Source organism: Pseudomonas kulmbachensis, from assembly GCF_963681935.1.
GTDB classification, from domain to species: domain Bacteria; phylum Pseudomonadota; class Gammaproteobacteria; order Pseudomonadales; family Pseudomonadaceae; genus Aquipseudomonas; species Aquipseudomonas kulmbachensis.
In genome coordinates this window covers 2,369,695-2,385,809 of the sequence record NZ_OY817088.1, presented here as the reverse complement: position 1 = coordinate 2,385,809, position 16,115 = coordinate 2,369,695, and the positions used below count along the sequence as shown (strand labels likewise).

The following is a 16,115-nucleotide window of genomic DNA, read 5'->3' as shown; positions in this document are numbered from 1 at the left end:
CCGCTCGATGGCGGGGTGCGATAAAGAGGCGGTCGGCTTAGCGCACGATCACAAAGTGTTCAGCCAGGGATTTTTCACCCTCTGGATCAAGCCCAGTCAAATGCGCCTCACTGACTTCAGCCAAGCGAACCACTGCACGACCACGGCGCACGATGTCGGACTCGCCCAGCGGGCCGAACAGAATGGCGACAGCGTGCTGACTGCCGTCTTCGGCAGTTGGCACGTAAGGCGCGAACTCGCCCGAGGCGGTCACCAGACCCAGCACTTGGCCTGGATACAACGCCGGGCCAGCCGCAACATTGATCGCTTCACGAGAGATGTTCCCGGCCCCTTCGGACAGCAGGAACTCACCCGCGTGCATCGGCTCTTTTTTAATGGTCATGCTTTTACCCCTGTCTGGGCGGCGCGACGGGCCGCATAAATAGCGTTGGTGTCAGGCTGTTTGGCCTGGGTTTTCGGCGCTGGGTCATCGTTGATCGGCAGGCTGTTATCGATTTCAAAACCGCCGCCGCTGACCAGCTTGTCGAACAACCGGCAACGCACGGCTTCAGCACTCAGCCCGGCCGCAACAAACTCCTGGGTGAACTCCGGCAAGCGCGCCGCCACGCACAGGTCGCGCACGGCCTTGGCATTGGTCAGCGCAGCGTTGACCGTGGCTTCATCGGCCAGTTTGGTACTGGTGATCAGCGACTCGATCAGATTGCTGATCCCGGCCGTGTTGCAGCTTTGAGTGATCAGCAAGGCCAGCTTGGCCGAGTCCGCGATGGGAGGTTTTTCGGGTTCAGGCGGAATGGTCTCCGGGGTCGGCTCAGGCGGTTCTTCCAGCTGTGCCAGCAATGCCTGCGGTGCGTGCTGGAAACGCTGCAGCGCACTCCCTTGACCCAAACAGGCTTTGACCGTGACGCCCTCACCCACCTCGTCGGCCAAGCCCAAGGCCACCGCTTCGTTGGCCGTTAGCCACGTTTCAGCGTTAACCAAGCGCCGTAGCTCAACCTCGTCAATGTCCGGGGCCTTGGACTTGTAGGCGGCGATAATGACTTCCGTGGCTTGGTCCAGCACAGCAGCGACCTTGCGCAGATTCTCGGCATCGCCTGAAGCATAGGTATACGGGTTGTGGATCATCAAAATCGCGTTGCTCGCGATCACGACCTTGTGAGCCCCGCACACTGCGACACTGGCCGCGCTGGCTGCCAGGGCATCAACCCGGCCGGTACAGCGCTCGCCAAGCCGCGACAGCGCGTTGTGAATTGCCAGGCCGTCAAACAAGTCGCCGCCGATGCTGTTAAACGCCACCACGATCGGTGATACGCCGTCATCGATCGCAGCCAGGTCGCGGACAAACTGGTTGGCAGTGATGCCCCAGGTGCCGATCTCGCCGTAGACGTAGACCTCAATGCTTCGGGTCTCGGCCTCGCCGCTGGCCTTCAGGCTGTACCAGTGTTTGTTCTGCGGCACCGGTGGGTCACCGGCCTTGTTGAAAATGCGTAGCGGTTGCTGCTTGATCATGGTGTCTCCTTGTCAGCAGCCGGTTCAGGCTGGTCGACGAGCGTTTTGTAATTGAGGCCAAGCTTTTGGGCGCGGGCCTGATCGGCGGCGTTTTCAGCATCGACGGTTTCGGCGTCATAGCCCGAACGCAGGACCATTTCGCTACGGGAGTTAAAGCCCGCGTTGACCTCCATCATTCGCGCCTGAATGTCCTGCACCGGCTGAATATAGGCCCAGCCCTGCGGTACCCAACGGGTGCGCAGGTATTCGCGGCGCCGTTGTGCGTAATCATCCAATCTCAGACGACCCGCCAACACCGCCATGTCCATCCATGCGGCACGCACCGGGCGGCACAACTGGTGCACGTACACCCCGAATTGCAGTTGCTCCAGGCGACGGCGGAATTCGTTGAGTACGACCCGCAGCGCCCGGTCGTTGACCTCGCGCATATCGCCTGTGAGGATTTCGTAAGGAGTGCCGGTACCGGCCGCAGCGGCCATCAATTGCTGCCGCATAAAGTCCGGGTAGTTGTTGCCGGCGTCCGGTGGCTTGGAAAACTCCACCTCTTCGCCCGGCCCCAGCTCCTGCATGGTCCCGGGCTCCAGCGCGACCATCGGGGTGAAGCCGTCGCGGTCTTCGGTCAACAACTGGCCGGTGACCGGATCGCGGGGTTGCTGTGTGGCTTCGGGTGGCGGCCGAGAGATAAACCCGGCAAACAGGTTGGCTACCTCCTGACGAAACAGCACCGCATCGTCGTAGTTGTCCAGGCTGCGCAAGCGCTTGAGCACCGGCGCCAATCGCGGCACACCGCGCAACTGCCCCGGTTCAACCGGCTCAAAGATATGCAGCACCTGCTCGGCTGGTATCCGCACCAACTGGTTGTAACCGGCGTTTAGCGACGACGCATCGCGGGGATGCACCCGGTACATGTGATACGCCACGCGCTGGTGAGCCGGGTTGAACTCAATCCCGGCGCGGATGCTGTTGCCGTTTTTGGCAGGCTCAAACTTATCGTGTGGCACAAACTCGGGGGCCAGCACCTGGAGCTGCAGCGGTACCGCCAGATTTTCGTCCTGGCCCCGTGGTCGCAGGCGCACAAAGCATTCACCGGCGGTTTCGACGGTGCGGGCAATCAATGCTTGCTGCCCGTAGAAGTCGGTCAGGCCATCAGCATCCGACTCATCCACCCAGTCCTCCCACAGCTCCTGCTGCACTTTGCGCAGGGTGTCGTCCTCGATCTTGGGTCGTGGGGTGATGCCGGTGCCGATCAAGTTGCTGACGCGCTTGTCGATGACGTTGAAGGCATACGGATCATTGCGCACCGCCGCCCGCGATCGAGCGCGCAGATTGCGCAAGGCCGGGGTATTGATGCTGTTGATGCCGATATCGGGCGCGTCCCAACTGGCCGAGCGCCTGCCCTCTCCGGCCCCTTCGTAACTGGCTTTGATCCGTTCCGGCAGCAAGAAGCCGTTGCGGGTCAGGGTTGGATATTGGCGCGCCATTAGAGTCCCTTGCCTCCGTGGTAGAGCCGTATGACCCGCGAGCGCGGCCCCGCCGAGGCGACCAGCGAAGTGCGGATCTGGTCGCGGGCCTTGAGCAGCTCATCCACCGTGCGGTACTCCACGGTGCGATCGGCATAGCGCACGGTTTTCTCACCGCGAGCGATGGCCGCCTCAACCGCGTCGAGGTGCTTCTGGGTAAAGGACATAATCAGCGTCTCTTGAGATAGCCGCTGCTGGAGCTGCGACGTTGAGGGGGTCGTGCAACCGGCTGCGGTGGTGCGGCCGGGGTTGGGGTTGGTGCTGGAGCACATTCAGACAGTTTCTCAACCGGTGACGTCTGTGTTGCAGCTGGCAGTGCAACGCGTTCGACTGGCAGGGGCTTTTCGTCGAACAACCCGGCCTGTGCCAAAGCCTGTCGAGTGCGCTCCCAGTCGTGTTCCTTGTAGCGGTTCAGGCCCAAATAATGCGCCATTGCCAGGTTGTACACCATCAGGTCGAGCGCTTCGTTGCGCTCGGCTTTACCTTTGACCCACTCGATACGCTTGTAGCCTTTGACGTAGCGCGCGACCTTACGCTCGGCCACACACTGTTCAAAAAAGTCGTCCGGCAAGTCATTTGCAAAGTGCAGCGCCCCAGGCCCGTCTTCAAACGGGTAGCGGTTGTAGATCCAGTCCTTGGCGGTGTCAGTACCGACAAACCACAGCTCGGCACCGTTGCGCTCGGTCTGGCCTTTCCAGGTTACGTCGACCATCGATGGGCGTTGCGCAATCACTGGCCTGCCCGGTTTGCTCGCCCCCTTGATGGCAAAGATGTTGCGCCACCGGCGAAGGCGGCAGAACTGGTACACCTCATCTGTGTGGCGACCACCAGAGTCGACGGCTGTGGCCAAAATTCCGAGACCAACGCCACACGGGTGCGGGTAGCGCAACTTGAGTTTGTCATCGAGCACAGCCCAGGTGCGCTCGTCCGCCGGGTCACCCCAGATCACCTGGTAGTCGATGACCCAGCGCTCCATACCAACGCCCCAGCCCATGACCATTAGCTCCAGCCGGTTGGCCTGTACGTCGACCGAAGCGGTGAGCATCAGCACGCGATAGGCCATCGAGCCGAGGCCGTAGGTTTCACGGCGAGCACGCTCTTTCAGGACTTCGGCTTTGGTCTGCTCCTGGGCGCTGTCCCAAACCTTCGCCAAACGGGTGTTGTAAAACACCTGCATGGGCTCAAGGTCGCCACGATTCTGTGCCTTCTTGGCCTTCTCAAACTGCTTGGCCAGCGAGCGCCAATCTGTCCAGCCAAGTGGTGCATACAACGCGTTAAGGTGAAAACCTATGGTTTCGCCATCACCCGGGGCGTGCGATCGCCACTCGCCCCGAGCCAGCATCAGCCCCTTTTGGTGTTCCTCGATCAGCACGTCACACTCCGGCCCAGCGCACTGGTAATGCACCACGTTGAAGTCGGCCGAGTAATGCAGGTTTTCCCATTCAAGAATCTGCATGTGGCCGCAGTGCGGGCATGGCACGTAGTAATAACGCTGATCGCTGGTCTCAAACAGATCGGCGATGCGCGAAGCGCCCTTGATCGTGGGCGAGCTGGAGAAGTAAAACTTGGCGTTGCGCCCGAACGTACTGCCCCGGGTTTCGGCCAGTTCGATCGGATCGCCCTCCTCACCCACGTCCACATCCCAGCGATCGATCTCGTCACCGTAGATATAGCGGGCTGATAGCTCGGCCAAGTTGGCCGCCGAGCCTGCAGTGGTGACGTACAGCGAGCCGCCCTCAAACTCCTTGGTGTCCATCGTGTTGCGCGAGTCACGCGATCGGTTGGCCGCGACACGCTCAGACAGGACCGGCGTGGCCTTGATGGTCTTGCTGATCCGCGATGACACACGCTTGGCCAAGCTAAGGCTGGGCAGCAAAGTCAGGATGTTGGACGGCACCATGTGGATCAGGCCGCCGATCCAGTTCAACGCGATCTGGGTTTTCATCAGCTGCGAGGCCACCATTGTGACCACGCGTTTACAGGGGTGAGCCGGTGACAAACAGCGCATGGGCTCGCGAGCATAAGGCGTCCGCGAGGTGCGATATTTACCAGGCTCTGCGGCACCGGTGTCACGCGGAATACGCATGTACTCGTCGGCCCACTGGTCGACCCACAACGAAGGGTCAGGTCGTAGCCCACGGAAATACGCCTCGCGGTACACCTCTGCACCGTTCGGGATTTCCGTGTGCATGGATTAGCTCTTGTTGTTTAGGGCCGTGATTAGGTCAGCCGTAGACATGCGCTCGGCTTCCTCCAACGAGGCCCGGATAGCGTCAGTCAAACGGCGCTCGATTTCCCAAGGGTCAGTCATGGCGGCCAACTCCGGCGCCAGTTGTGGGGGCATGCCCAACAACTGATCGCGCAGCAGACGCCCCGCATTGAAGGCGCCGGTTTTGACAGCTTCCAATTGGACCTGCGAACCCTGGACCTTGTGGAATTCAGCCTCGGCTAGCTGTGCCAGGTAGTACTCGCGATGGGCGCGGGCCTTCTGGAAGTCAGGCAATTTGCTTGCCGGGCTGATCGCTGGCTGTGGCGCAGCCGTTGAAGTCGGCTCGACCTCGGGCGACAGTTGGCTGCGGACGCCGCGTTGAATCCGTTCCTGTTGATGTCGAGCTGTTACGGCAGCCTTGCTGGGGTCAGCAGACTCAGCCAACAGTGCTTCGGTGGCTTCCAGATCCACCTTGCCATCCTCGGTCAACACCAGCCGATCCTGATTGGCCAATTTTGAAACGTACGATTTGGCCCAGCCGCGTCTCGCCGCAAACTCGGTTTTACTGATTACCGTCATGATGAAGTGTCCTGTTCACCTAATGAATACGGGGGTTCACCTGTTCACCCCAGTTCACTAAGCTGGTGAACTGTTCGCTAACGCTTTCCCGCGGGTTTCCTGCCCCGTACCCCCGAAAATCTCCCAGGGTCCCCGACAGGATTTGAGAGACGAGAATTATTCTGATTGGTCAGAACGGGGTGGAATTTCACAAACCCCGAGGCGCTTGGCGGCCCAGCGTTCGTAAAGGCCGATGGCGACGTCCGCGCCGGCCATTGCGGTGAGACAGCCCACCGCCGATGCGGCCCAGATCGACACGCCGTTGGCATGCAGCAGCATCATCGTGGACAGCCCGCAGCCGATACAGGCACCTGACCGCAAGGCCAGGCGCCGCACCAGTGACCAACCCCGGGCGCCATCCTTGTCCGCTCGCCACATCTCACCCGACACCCCACCGATCAAGGACAGTGCAATCACCAGCCAGATCGGCATATCCGCTAACGCATGTTGCTCTGTTGTCATTGCCTGCCCCTAAACGCAAAAAACCCGGCGCAATGGCCGGGTTTAGTGGTGGGTGTCGGCCGCTCTCTGCGGTCGCACCTATCGAAGATGACTACTTTTTACAGGTGGAATTTACTGGCAGCAAGCAGGTTTTAATGCCACCGGCCAATAAGTGGGTTAGGCAGCTGAACGCCCGGCGAATGTCGGCGAATACATCACCCCGGCTAGCGCTTTTGGAGGCTTGTCTGTCCTGCCCCACTGTTCAGGATCAAGGTGGGACAAAGGAGAGTGCCTAAATCAAAGGCTGTGCCCCACTGTCCTACTTCTTTTACTTTTTCCTCATATATAGAAAGATTATTAAGAACACGCATGCGCGTGAAGCGCGCGTATTGCTGCCCGCTACGCTCACATGTGCGAGGGGCATTTACAGGCGGGACGGTGGGACAGCCCAGTAACGGCGCGGGCTGCGCTTGACCCACTGCTGTTGAAAGCAGCGGGGCAAGGTGGGCCATAGATAATGGGTGGGCAAAGGGAGAGGCATCGATCACGCAGCTTTTTTCCCGAGCAGCAGTTCAGCAATACACTCATGAGCTTCGTGCAGCCGCTCGTAGTAGGTTTTCCGGCAGCACCCGCAGTGAGTGATCTTCTGCGACAGGAAGCTGTCGTGGTTGCAGTAGTGCTCGCGCACCACCACCGACAACTGCGGCGGCAGGTGTTTATTGACGATCAACTCAATGTCGGCCGACTCATCGAGCAGTATCCGACTGCCCCGGGTGCCGCGAATCAGTTCGCCCTTGGTTTCCATCAGCATGGCAATCATGTTGCCGCTGCCAGTGCCTTCGGGCGCTTCGCTGTGCAGATCCTCTGCCCAGAGTTTGAGCATGGCGTCGATGTGCTTAATCAAAGCAAGGCTCCTCAATCTTCTGCACTTGCAAGGCTGACTGGCCGCCCCAGTTATCAGGCTTCTTGTAAGCCCAGGGACGCTGCCCGCTTTTGGCCAGGGCTGGCAGGCGCACACGACGCCATCCAAGCCGGTGCATGATCGCGCCGACGCGCATCTGCTCGGGCTTGCCCCAATGGCCGAAGTCGAGCTTGAGCGCGCTGGCCAGTACTTCGCTGCCGGTGGTGGTTTCGCCGATCTGCGATTCTTCCAGCCAGATCAGGATCGGACCTTCCCATTCATCCACCACAAAACGCTCGTCCTGGGCTTCGGAGAACATCGCAGTTTCGTCACGGTTGACCCACCAGATCTCGCCGGCCTCATAACAGAACATTGCTTCGGCCCAGAGCTGGTCGCGGATTTCGCGCAACTGCTCGAGGTCGACCTTGGTACAGGCCACCGGCCAATAACGACGGTTGCCCGTGGCGTCCTTGAGGTATTCGTCCTGGTTCGTGGTACCCACGAAAACACACTGGCGTGGCACGTCATTTGTTCTGCGGCCGTAGCTCTCACGGTAGGTGTCGGTGGATGCCGAGAAAAACTGCTTGGCCTTGGTGCTTTCGGCCTTGTTGAAGCTGTCCAGCTCGCCCAGTTCGATGATCCATTTACCACGGATCGCCTGAAAGCCGTCCTTGTCGCCCAAGGCAAACGGCGTATCCATAAACCAGTAACCGCCAAGGATGCTCATGGCCGTGGACTTGCCTTCGCCCTGCCCGCCTTCAAGGATCATTACCGAGTCAGCTTTGCAGCCCGGCCGCATTACCCGTGCGATCGCCGAGATCATCCAGCGTTTGCCGACCTTGGCGCTGTAACCGCTTTGGGCCACACCCATGACCGTGGTCAGCCAGGTATCGAGGCGCGGCACGCGGTCCCATTCAAGCTTGTTCAGGTAGTTGCGTACCGGGTGAAAGGAGTTGTCATGGGCCACAACGCTGACCGCCTCAATCACGCTGGAGGCTTTGACCCGAAGGTTGTACTGCTGGGCCAGCCACTTCATCACCCGGATATCGTCGATATCGCCCCAGTCCCCGGTACCGCCGCCATATGGGGGCGTGCGCAATTTGACGATCTTGGAGCTGAAGGCGCTGAAAGTAATCACACCGGCCCAGCGCTCATCGTTGCCCAGGATCAGTTCGACGTTTTGCATATGGGCGATCAATGAGCCGTTCTCAGTGCGTGCCAGCTGGTCTTTCCAGCCACCTGCAGCAGGTGGCCTGACCACCGATAACACCTGGCGGCGGACAGCATCCAACCCTTCGGCACAATGCAGGTCGTTGAAGTCGGTCCACTTGATATCACGCTCGCCCGAGAAGACCGGGCCAACCACCTGGCCGCCAACGATCAAGGCCGCGTTGCTGCCCTTCTCTTCACCCGGGTTCCAGGGCTCGCCGTTGGGGCGCTTAGTCTTCCAGTCATCGTCGCGGCAGACGATCAGCGCGCGGCCCGGGAAACGCTCGCGCATGGCCTTGGCCACCACGCTCAAATTACCCGCGTCAAACGCGATGGCCACCGTCAACGAGGTGGCCATATGCAGGCTTGCGCCGGTAGCGTAGCCCTCACAGACTAGGACCGGCTCGCCCGGTTCAGGGTGTGGGCCAATCAGGTGGAAAGCACCCTCTTTGGACATGCCATAAGGCCAATAGGACTTGTCGCGGCCAGTGTCCTGCTGCTTCTCCGGGTAGATAACCTGCAACCCGACGATCTGATCCCGAACATTGCTCATCGGCACCAACACAGCACCGGAGCGCGGGGCGTAACGCACGCCCATGCCGACGATCTGTTTACGATCCAGGTAGGCGCTACGGCCCTTCTCCGGCATGCGCTGGAACAGGCCAGATGCGCGATTGGCAGCACGGCGTGCGGCATTCGCGGCAATCTCGGCGGCGCGGCGTTTACCTTCCTCCTGGCGAGCGCGCATCACATCACGCTCTTCCTGACTCATACGGCCGGCCTTAACCTTGATCTTGTTGCTGTCGCCAGAACGCCAGTCACCGAAGCTGCCGAAAATCAGCGTCTCGTTTTTCTCGGTGTGATGCTCATGGATCACATACCAGCCGTTTTTCTCTTTGCCCTTGTCCTGCGTGGTCTTGCAGCGGGTCAGCTTGCCGAACGTGAGTGGTTGCGCAGGCTCAAGGCCGTGGTCAGCGAGTTGACCGAGAACGTCATCGAGCATAACGGGTACCTATTTGTTCATTCAGTTGTTGGCAGGCTGCACAGCGCGTGCAGCTGGTGACGGCCAAGCGGCGGGCCAGGGGAATTGATGAATCGCAGTCCACGCAAAACTCGTAAGACGCAAACACAGGCTTCGTTTTACGCGCTGCCAGTGCCAGGTCGATGCGTTCCTGCACCAGGTCATTAGCAAAGTCAGCGATATCAGCCACGATCGGTACCCCGCGTGGTCGAGTTGACGTAGCAGGCACGATTGAACATGCCCAACAGTCCCTGAATACCGCGAAACACCTGCAGGCGGATCTCGGCCAGTTCGCGGTCACTGACCACCCCGTCGCCGATGCTCTTGGCCCAAGTGTCAGCCAGATCGGCTACCTGACGGAAATACACAGCAAGGCCAGTGGTCAGCGTCTCGGGCATATCGTCGGTATAGGCCTCGGCCAGTTCCTGCCAGATCGTGTCGCCCACCAACGCATGCACAGCATCCAGGATGCGGCGGTCTTTGGTCAGCTCCAGGATCTCGGCGAACTCTTGAACATTTACTGCGTGGCTTGGGTGGGTCGGAGACAGCTTGTGCTGCAGCGTGGTGGGATTACGGCCGGTGGTGGCGGCGATGGCAGCGGCGCCGCCCGGGTAGTCGCGAGCAGCGTGATACAGGGCCAGATCGAGCGGCAGAATTTCGCGACGCGCTCGTTGGGTGCAACTAAGAGCAATACGGCTCATGGCATTAATCCTTGAATGTTGCCAGTGCCGCGCGGCGTGCTGTGGTGGTACATTTGCCGCGTGGCTTGAAAGGGCCCAAAAGCCGGCGAGGTCCGCAAGACCAAAACCGGCACCGTGCCGAGGCAAGCGATCCGTCGCTCACCTCTGGCGCAACAGCTGCCAGATCTGTGGTGGAGAAGGCAGCAACCCAAAGCTTCCGAGCCTTGGAAAGCGCGGTGAAGGGAGGCGGTATTGCATGTGGTGTGCCCGCCTACCTTGACCGCGACCCGGCGACACTGTGGTGGTGTGTGCCGGGAGGAACTGGGCGGCCTTATTGGTCGCCTTTTTTCTTTCTAAACTATGCTGCAGCCTTGTGTGGCGAAGATGCTTCAAGCAACCATGCAGCCTCAAACGAGTGGCCTTTTTTCTGTGCCGCTGTTGCCAGTAACTCGGCATAACGGGTTTCACCGGTGTAATCAGTCCGAGGCAAACATGCCGCCAGACGCCATTTATTCAGCGCCTGGTAGCTACGCTCACACACCTTGGCTGCGGCACCGATGCCACCTACAGCTTCAAACGCGAACGCAATGGCATTCGGAAAATCTGCGGGGTTCAGCATGGGAAGCTCCATTTATCAACTCGCAGTTGATATTAAACATCAACTGACAATTGCGCAAGCTATATGAGAGTCTCAACCTATGGTTGATAAAGACGAATTACGCGCAGAGTTCAGCTCGCGCCTACACGAAGCACTCGACGACGCCGGCATCCGTAGCCGTGGACGCGGGGTGGACATTCACAAACGCCTTAAAATCGTGGGGGTTCACAAAACCACCCAGGCCATCAGCAAGTGGCTGAATGGCGAGGCTATGGCTGAAGCTGACAGCATGGTTGCACTGTGCGACTGGTTGAAAGTGCGCCGTGAATGGCTAGAGTACGGGGTTTTGCCGAAAGAGCAGTCCACTGAAAACGTTGCTCAACAGTTCCAGGTGGGCGAAGAAAGTAACGTCAGCGGTATGACTAAGCAGTTCGGTAAGGTTCCACTTTTATCGTGGGTTCAGGCTGGGGCCTGGTGTGAGGCCATCTGCAATTTTGAGCCTTTCGACGCAGATGCGTGGATCTCCTGCCCAGTACCTATCAGCCAAAGCGGCTATGCTCTGAAGGTTTTGGGTGACTCAATGACCAACCCAGGGCCGGGTAGAAGCTATCCAACTGGCTGCATCATCTTTGTTGATCCAGAAGCGCAGGCCAATAACGGTGATCGAGTGGTCGCACGGGTGCCGCGTACCAATGAAGTGACCTTCAAGGTGCTGGATTCCGATGCAGGAAGGGTTTACCTGCGGCCAATCAATCCGCAATATCCAATCATTGATATTACGGAAGAGACGCAGATTTGTGGGAAGGTGGTTGGGTCGTTTCTGCCAGAATAAATTCACTATGGCTTTTCTTGAGAGACTTTTTGCAACATATACACTGCATAGCCATCAGAAAAATGAAAATATGTAGCAAGTAGAAATAGAAAAATCTGGGCGACTCCAAGACCCAAAGTGGGTTTCGATACCATGCCAAAATAGAAAGCAGCAGCCACAACAACCCAAAAAAACCTCTTAGCTGTATAAAAACCATAGATTTGGTTATTAGTTTTATGCTTTGTAGCAGCTACTGCTTTTGACATCTTAAATGTAACTTGCCCGAATACAACGCATGATATTAGGGACCAGTCCGCGGAGAGAAAAATCTGCTTCAACCCCTCCTTCCAACAAGCTGAGTATAGTTTTATACCGACCAAAAGTACAAATGGTATAAGCACATATAAATACTCAGCTTTTAGATCAGCAAAGACCGCTTTACGCTCTCGCTCATCAGATACTGAACGCATGCTGATAATCACCATTCCTATGTATATTCAAGATACTTTTGATTTTTGCATTCCTTATTTCAACTTTCCCCTTACCATCAGGAGGAGTATATATCGAATATGACAAATCTGCTTCGATCATATCGAGCGGGCCAATCGCCTTTACCAACCCGCCCTGGTAGCGTCCGAGCCAATCTTTATCAATGATTCTTGCCGGAAACCTTCTTTGGGTAGCCGGACTTTTAAAAGTCCACACTGAGTTCCCTTCATTGACCTGAACTGTCGCATAAAGTTTATCTCTCCCATCAAAAAATTCGGTTGTACCAGAAAACATTTTTCTTGGATCACCAACAAAATTCCACTCTGTGTTGAGTGCCATATATCCATCAGCCTCACCAGCAGAAATCGATACAGTTTCTCCGGACTGCATTTTCTTATTGGCATCAGACATTTTCTTCAAAACAAATGCTAACCCCTGCCTATCAATATCCGGATGCACGATGGTATCAGGAACCATTGCCGCCAGTTTGTCTTCAAGAGAACTGGCGATTTGATCGACTTGCTCCTCAGTCTCTGTCACATCAACATCAACTAAGCTTTCAAATAAGTCTTTTCCAGAGTTGTAAAAAGCATTTTGCATGTATCCATCTATAACTTTACACAAAGAATCGAGTTTAGTAACAATCGACCCTTCTTTGACTGCATTCAATCTAAACTCAAAATCAGTATCTAGATCGAGAGAGTTTGCCAGCAACTGGCAAAAATCCCGCTGAGCATTGATATAAAGAGCCATAGCTTCAAATATTTGCGCGGGATCTTTACGGCCAACATTATAGTCAACCCTTACTAAAAGTTCTGAATCCAATTCAAAATACTCAACATACTTATTTTAAATAGCGGTAACGATCGACATCAGTATCTTCTACCACTACGTCTTTATTTTTCCATATTTTCAACTCTACCTTGCCGAGACACTATTTCGCCACCATAAATTCTTAGCAACCAACCCCAGACGAAAATATCAACAAGCGGTTGTTGACATATATCAATCGTAGGTTGACATTGGTGCTTCTCTTCACCACAAAGGGATGTACCACCATGCACACCACAGCAACCCTGCACGTCCACCCAGCGTGCACCAGTAACCGTCGACTGATCGAGCAACTGCAAGCCACCACTGGCTGCCTGGTCGTCCTCCACAACCATAAGCCCCGGCTGGTTCCGCACAGCAACCGCCCTGCCCCGTTCGATCCGAACAACGGAGGGCATGTAGCATGAACCGGTTTTCTTTGGCTGATAAAACCCTTCGCCTGCTGGCCGCCCAAGTTAATTTGAACGGCACATTTCACCACTCGTGCAGCTTCAAAAATACCAACCTTCCGTTGTTTTTTGTGCTGCAGGTTGAGCGCGGCTCCTCTGGCACGCTTTTCACCATTGTTTCCGGCGAAGAGAAGCACACCCTGACAGTTTACGACCCCGACAGAGACACACACCTGGTACTCGCTGACTTTATTGAGTCCATCGCCAACGGCCGCATGGACACTGCCGAGCCAGCAACACCGCGCGGGCGTGCTGAATCTATCGACCGCGGCCAACTACTGGATACCAATCAAGAAGATCAGCTGCACCAGTTGGTGCGCAATGGCGGCTCGTTGTTGCTCGATGTCGGTCTAGATGAAGCTGTCAGCTTGGCAGTGCATCGCACGCAGAGCCGTAAAGGCATCACGGCGATTCTGGTCGCCGGCGACAGTTCCCCGCGCACTCAGTGCTTTACCGCTTATGGCGACGACCTGCACAGCTTTAGCCGGCTGCTGCAGTCGCTCGATCACTTGGTCGCGTCGGCAACTCCTGCCGCGCTCGCAGCCTAGGGGGTGTTATGGAACGCACCCTCTCCAAAGCCGCTGCGTGCCTAAGCACTACCCGGCCAAAACTGATCAAGTTGATGCGCGAAAAAGGACTGCTCAACGAGCGCAACCTGCCTGCCTTCCCGGTTCGGGACCGTGAGTATTTACGGATAAAGGACAGCAACTGGTTCCACGCTGAACTCGGCATGCAGTACAGCCAATCAACCCGGGTACGTCAGTCCGGCATCGCTTGGCTGGCCGAGCAGTTGGGCATGGCCCTTCCAGCAATTCCGGCTGATCACCGTGACGTGGCCTAGGGAATACGCTCGGCAGATCGTGGCCATGTCGACACGCGAGGAGCGCAACGCTGCACTCCTTGAAGTGCCGGAGCATTTGCGCGAACTGACCAAGCGCCACTGCCTGAATGCCTGGAACCACCCGGCCCGACTCCACCCTAAACCGAGCACGCCAGCCCATGAGTAATGCCAACCAAAGTCCGCTACGGCTGCTGCCAGCACCGGACGCGGACACCATAGAGCTGCTGTACCGAAATTTCGGTGACGTGCTGATCCCCCTCGACAAGCTGCGCGTGCAGTACTTCCGCCACCTCAACGAGCAGTCCTTTGCGGCAGAGATCATCAGCGGCAGGATACAAATACCCGTGATCACGCTCGACAGCAGTCGCAAGGCGCCGAAGTTCGCTCACATCCGCCACGTTGCCGCGCTAATTGATATTCGTGCCTACAAGGCTGATGAGGAGCTGGCCAGACCGCAAAGCGACTCACCGGATAAAGACGACTAGCCAAGCGCTGCCACCACCAGCACCAGGAGCACACCACATGACCCCTACGCAGATCAGTGCGCTGATCTTTTTGATATTGAGCGCGGCCTTGCTCTATTGGCTCGGCTACCGCAACGGCCTGGCCGATGGTCGCAAGCATCAACCTGAACCTCGCACCCGGAGAAAAGCGGCATGACGCACTCACTGACCAATCGCTTGCTCCTACCCGCTTTGCTCCGCAACACTAGCGGTATCGACACGCCTGTGAAAAAAAGTCTCTGCTGCGCAGCAGCAGGCATTACTAAATCTTTTCGCACCACTGCGGGGGTGCTTATACCCCACACAAAGCTGCCCGAGGCAGCGCCCATTGATGCCCCGCTAAACGCTAAAAATCGCCCGCCCGCGCAGCTTGTGGTGGGGTCTAAGCGTCGTTCGTTGGAGGCCAAGTGAATGAGCTGGCTCTTTTCGCAGGCGCTGGTGGCGGAATACTCGGCGGCCACCTCCTCGGTTGGCGCACCGTCTGCGCTGTTGAGCGTGATGCCTACGCCGCACAAGTTTTGGCGCAACGACAAACCGATGGCCTACTCCCGCCTTTCCCAATTTGGTCTGACGTGTGCAGTTTTGACGGCCGACCGTGGAGAGACGTTGTTGACGTGGTTTCGGGAGGATTTCCTTGCCAGGACATCTCTGCCGCAGGGAACGGACTTGGAATTGATGGCAGCCGCTCGGGGCTCTGGAAGCAAATGGCAAGAATTATCGATGAGGTACGACCCAAATTCGTCGACGTGGAAAACTCACCAATGCTTGTGGGAAGAGGACTTGCCGTGGTTCTCGGTGATCTTACCGACATGGGGTATGACGCGTGCTGGGGTGTTGTGGGAGCGTCTGATCTCGGCGCCCCACATCAACGAAACCGGATCTGGATCGTTGCCAAAGATCCAAAGTGCACCCATCACCAGGAAATGGCCGACACCCGTGGCCAGCATGTCAAAAGGATCCTCGATGGCTGCGCTGACCCGAAAATCTGGAGCAGACCGGTCCAACGATCGATTAGATCATGCTGTGATGGCCTCGGACGGTGGGCATCTGAACCCAGAATGGACCGAGTGGCTGATGGGGTGGCCCATCGGGTGGACAGACTTAAAACCATTGGAAATGGCCAAGTTCCTATCGTGGCGTCGACAACATTTAGCCTGCTGTCAAATAGTGGAGCCCTAACGTGAACACATTATTTCTCCTAATGGCTCAATATGAGGGCCAGGCTGTGATCCCTATTGAGAGAGTATGTGTAGATTACATGAACTTATCCGTTGAAAAATTCAAATACAAGCGTTTGCACGGAGAAATAGACATTCCAGTTGTTCGATTAGGTGCAAACAGTCAGAAAGCAGCGCTTGGCATCCACATCCAGGACCTTGCAGCATATATTGACAAACAACGTAAGAAAGCAATACAAGAACAAAACACACTGATGAACAGAAGCTTCTAATCAATGAGGGCTGAACACACTTCCAGCCCTCTCTTGAT

The 16,115-nt window shown here is 57.1% G+C and carries 23 protein-coding genes; 9 read left to right on the top strand and 14 right to left on the bottom strand.

The genetic code is table 11. The features are described from left to right. Positions 1–37: 37 nt before the first annotated feature. From U5A05_RS10885 to U5A05_RS10830, 12 genes are all read right to left on the bottom strand, one after another. On the bottom strand, positions 38–382 hold the full coding sequence (locus U5A05_RS10885) for a head decoration protein (protein WP_321836353.1): 345 nt from the start codon (positions 380–382) through the stop codon (positions 38–40). Then, a complete protein-coding gene (locus U5A05_RS10880) occupies positions 379–1,506 on the bottom strand; it encodes a head maturation protease, ClpP-related (RefSeq protein WP_321836352.1) in 1,128 nt (375 codons plus the stop codon). The genes U5A05_RS10885 and U5A05_RS10880 overlap by 4 nt, the downstream gene beginning before the upstream one ends. Beyond that, complete coding sequence (locus U5A05_RS10875; RefSeq protein WP_321836351.1) at positions 1,503–2,987, bottom strand: phage portal protein; 1,485 nt, start codon at positions 2,985–2,987, stop codon at positions 1,503–1,505. The genes U5A05_RS10880 and U5A05_RS10875 overlap by 4 nt, the downstream gene beginning before the upstream one ends. Beyond that, positions 2,987–3,193, bottom strand: a complete 207-nt coding sequence (locus tag U5A05_RS10870; RefSeq protein ID WP_133079633.1) for a phage head-tail joining protein — start codon at positions 3,191–3,193, stop codon at positions 2,987–2,989. Before U5A05_RS10870 ends, U5A05_RS10875 begins: the two co-directional genes overlap by 1 nt. Positions 3,194–3,195: 2 nt before the next feature. Next, positions 3,196–5,217, bottom strand: coding sequence for a phage terminase large subunit family protein (locus U5A05_RS10865; RefSeq protein ID WP_321836350.1), 2,022 nt, complete (start codon positions 5,215–5,217; stop codon positions 3,196–3,198). 3 nt (positions 5,218–5,220) lie between these two features. Then, a complete protein-coding gene (locus tag U5A05_RS10860; RefSeq protein ID WP_321836349.1) occupies positions 5,221–5,814 on the bottom strand; it encodes a terminase small subunit in 594 nt (197 codons plus the stop codon). 156 nt (positions 5,815–5,970) lie between these two features. Further along, entirely contained in the window at positions 5,971–6,315 is a 345-nt protein-coding gene (locus U5A05_RS10855) for a phage holin family protein (protein ID WP_321836348.1), read from the bottom strand. Between the two features lie 523 nt (positions 6,316–6,838). Continuing rightward, a complete protein-coding gene (locus tag U5A05_RS10850) occupies positions 6,839–7,198 on the bottom strand; it encodes a PA0613 family protein (protein WP_321836347.1) in 360 nt (119 codons plus the stop codon). Then, a complete protein-coding gene (locus U5A05_RS10845) occupies positions 7,191–9,407 on the bottom strand; it encodes a virulence-associated E family protein (RefSeq protein WP_321836346.1) in 2,217 nt (738 codons plus the stop codon). The genes U5A05_RS10850 and U5A05_RS10845 overlap by 8 nt, the downstream gene beginning before the upstream one ends. Then, complete coding sequence (locus U5A05_RS24260; RefSeq protein WP_425262908.1) at positions 9,397–9,534, bottom strand: TraR/DksA C4-type zinc finger protein; 138 nt, start codon at positions 9,532–9,534, stop codon at positions 9,397–9,399. Before U5A05_RS24260 ends, U5A05_RS10845 begins: the two co-directional genes overlap by 11 nt. A gap of 73 nt (positions 9,535–9,607) precedes the next feature. Beyond that, complete coding sequence (locus U5A05_RS10835; RefSeq protein ID WP_321836344.1) at positions 9,608–10,126, bottom strand: phage regulatory CII family protein; 519 nt, start codon at positions 10,124–10,126, stop codon at positions 9,608–9,610. Between the two features lie 337 nt (positions 10,127–10,463). Then, positions 10,464–10,724 (bottom strand): hypothetical protein, encoded by a 261-nt coding sequence (locus U5A05_RS10830; RefSeq protein WP_159259498.1) that lies wholly within the window; start codon positions 10,722–10,724, stop codon positions 10,464–10,466. 79 nt (positions 10,725–10,803) lie between these two features. Between U5A05_RS10830 and U5A05_RS10825 the strand changes: the two genes are divergently transcribed. Then, positions 10,804–11,535 carry a LexA family protein gene (locus tag U5A05_RS10825; RefSeq protein ID WP_321836343.1) on the top strand — a complete coding sequence of 244 codons (732 nt, stop codon included), beginning with the start codon at positions 10,804–10,806 and terminating at the stop codon, positions 11,533–11,535. 5 nt (positions 11,536–11,540) lie between these two features. Here the strand turns inward: U5A05_RS10825 and U5A05_RS10820 are convergent, their stop codons facing one another. Together U5A05_RS10820 and U5A05_RS10815 are read right to left on the bottom strand one after the other, a co-directional pair. Continuing rightward, positions 11,541–11,984 (bottom strand): hypothetical protein, encoded by a 444-nt coding sequence (locus U5A05_RS10820; RefSeq protein WP_321836342.1) that lies wholly within the window; start codon positions 11,982–11,984, stop codon positions 11,541–11,543. Further along, positions 11,968–12,828 (bottom strand): hypothetical protein, encoded by an 861-nt coding sequence (locus U5A05_RS10815; protein WP_321836341.1) that lies wholly within the window; start codon positions 12,826–12,828, stop codon positions 11,968–11,970. The genes U5A05_RS10820 and U5A05_RS10815 overlap by 17 nt, the downstream gene beginning before the upstream one ends. Before the next feature lie 233 nt (positions 12,829–13,061). Here U5A05_RS10815 and U5A05_RS10810 point away from each other — a divergent pair, with 233 nt between their 5' ends. The 8 genes from U5A05_RS10810 (at position 13,062) to U5A05_RS10775 (ending at position 16,077) form a co-directional block, all read left to right on the top strand. Continuing rightward, a complete protein-coding gene (locus U5A05_RS10810) occupies positions 13,062–13,241 on the top strand; it encodes a hypothetical protein (RefSeq protein ID WP_321836340.1) in 180 nt (59 codons plus the stop codon). 11 nt (positions 13,242–13,252) lie between these two features. Then, positions 13,253–13,831: a hypothetical protein gene (locus U5A05_RS10805; protein WP_321836339.1), complete on the top strand. Its 579-nt coding sequence runs from the start codon at positions 13,253–13,255 to the stop codon at positions 13,829–13,831. 8 nt (positions 13,832–13,839) lie between these two features. Further along, positions 13,840–14,124 (top strand): phage antirepressor KilAC domain-containing protein, encoded by a 285-nt coding sequence (locus tag U5A05_RS10800; protein ID WP_321836338.1) that lies wholly within the window; start codon positions 13,840–13,842, stop codon positions 14,122–14,124. Between the two features lie 25 nt (positions 14,125–14,149). Beyond that, positions 14,150–14,290, top strand: a complete 141-nt coding sequence (locus tag U5A05_RS10795) for a hypothetical protein (protein WP_321836337.1) — start codon at positions 14,150–14,152, stop codon at positions 14,288–14,290. Then, positions 14,283–14,609 carry a pyocin activator PrtN family protein gene (locus U5A05_RS10790; RefSeq protein ID WP_321836336.1) on the top strand — a complete coding sequence of 109 codons (327 nt, stop codon included), beginning with the start codon at positions 14,283–14,285 and terminating at the stop codon, positions 14,607–14,609. The genes U5A05_RS10795 and U5A05_RS10790 overlap by 8 nt, the downstream gene beginning before the upstream one ends. 37 nt (positions 14,610–14,646) lie before the next feature. Continuing rightward, positions 14,647–14,784 (top strand): hypothetical protein, encoded by a 138-nt coding sequence (locus tag U5A05_RS10785; RefSeq protein WP_321836335.1) that lies wholly within the window; start codon positions 14,647–14,649, stop codon positions 14,782–14,784. A gap of 250 nt (positions 14,785–15,034) precedes the next feature. Continuing rightward, positions 15,035–15,811 (top strand): DNA cytosine methyltransferase, encoded by a 777-nt coding sequence (locus U5A05_RS10780; protein ID WP_321836334.1) that lies wholly within the window; start codon positions 15,035–15,037, stop codon positions 15,809–15,811. After that, positions 15,808–16,077, top strand: coding sequence for a pyocin activator PrtN family protein (locus tag U5A05_RS10775; protein ID WP_321836333.1), 270 nt, complete (start codon positions 15,808–15,810; stop codon positions 16,075–16,077). The genes U5A05_RS10780 and U5A05_RS10775 overlap by 4 nt, the downstream gene beginning before the upstream one ends. The last annotated feature ends 38 nt before the right edge of the window (positions 16,078–16,115 follow it).

Coding starts and splice junctions, on each gene's coding strand:
- U5A05_RS10885 (WP_321836353.1), bottom strand. CDS start 382: ATGACCATTAAAAAAGAGCCGATGCACGCGGGTGAGTTCCTGCTGTCC.
- U5A05_RS10880 (WP_321836352.1), bottom strand. CDS start 1,506: ATGATCAAGCAGCAACCGCTACGCATTTTCAACAAGGCCGGTGACCCA.
- U5A05_RS10875 (WP_321836351.1), bottom strand. CDS start 2,987: ATGGCGCGCCAATATCCAACCCTGACCCGCAACGGCTTCTTGCTGCCG.
- U5A05_RS10870 (WP_133079633.1), bottom strand. CDS start 3,193: ATGTCCTTTACCCAGAAGCACCTCGACGCGGTTGAGGCGGCCATCGCT.
- U5A05_RS10865 (WP_321836350.1), bottom strand. CDS start 5,217: ATGCACACGGAAATCCCGAACGGTGCAGAGGTGTACCGCGAGGCGTAT.
- U5A05_RS10860 (WP_321836349.1), bottom strand. CDS start 5,814: ATGACGGTAATCAGTAAAACCGAGTTTGCGGCGAGACGCGGCTGGGCC.
- U5A05_RS10855 (WP_321836348.1), bottom strand. CDS start 6,315: ATGACAACAGAGCAACATGCGTTAGCGGATATGCCGATCTGGCTGGTG.
- U5A05_RS10845 (WP_321836346.1), bottom strand. CDS start 9,407: ATGCTCGATGACGTTCTCGGTCAACTCGCTGACCACGGCCTTGAGCCT.
- U5A05_RS10835 (WP_321836344.1), bottom strand. CDS start 10,126: ATGAGCCGTATTGCTCTTAGTTGCACCCAACGAGCGCGTCGCGAAATT.
- U5A05_RS10830 (WP_159259498.1), bottom strand. CDS start 10,724: ATGCTGAACCCCGCAGATTTTCCGAATGCCATTGCGTTCGCGTTTGAA.
- U5A05_RS10825 (WP_321836343.1), top strand. CDS start 10,804: ATGGTTGATAAAGACGAATTACGCGCAGAGTTCAGCTCGCGCCTACAC.
- U5A05_RS10820 (WP_321836342.1), bottom strand. CDS start 11,984: ATGCGTTCAGTATCTGATGAGCGAGAGCGTAAAGCGGTCTTTGCTGAT.
- U5A05_RS10810 (WP_321836340.1), top strand. CDS start 13,062: ATGCACACCACAGCAACCCTGCACGTCCACCCAGCGTGCACCAGTAAC.
- U5A05_RS10800 (WP_321836338.1), top strand. CDS start 13,840: ATGGAACGCACCCTCTCCAAAGCCGCTGCGTGCCTAAGCACTACCCGG.
- U5A05_RS10795 (WP_321836337.1), top strand. CDS start 14,150: ATGTCGACACGCGAGGAGCGCAACGCTGCACTCCTTGAAGTGCCGGAG.
- U5A05_RS10790 (WP_321836336.1), top strand. CDS start 14,283: ATGAGTAATGCCAACCAAAGTCCGCTACGGCTGCTGCCAGCACCGGAC.
- U5A05_RS10785 (WP_321836335.1), top strand. CDS start 14,647: ATGACCCCTACGCAGATCAGTGCGCTGATCTTTTTGATATTGAGCGCG.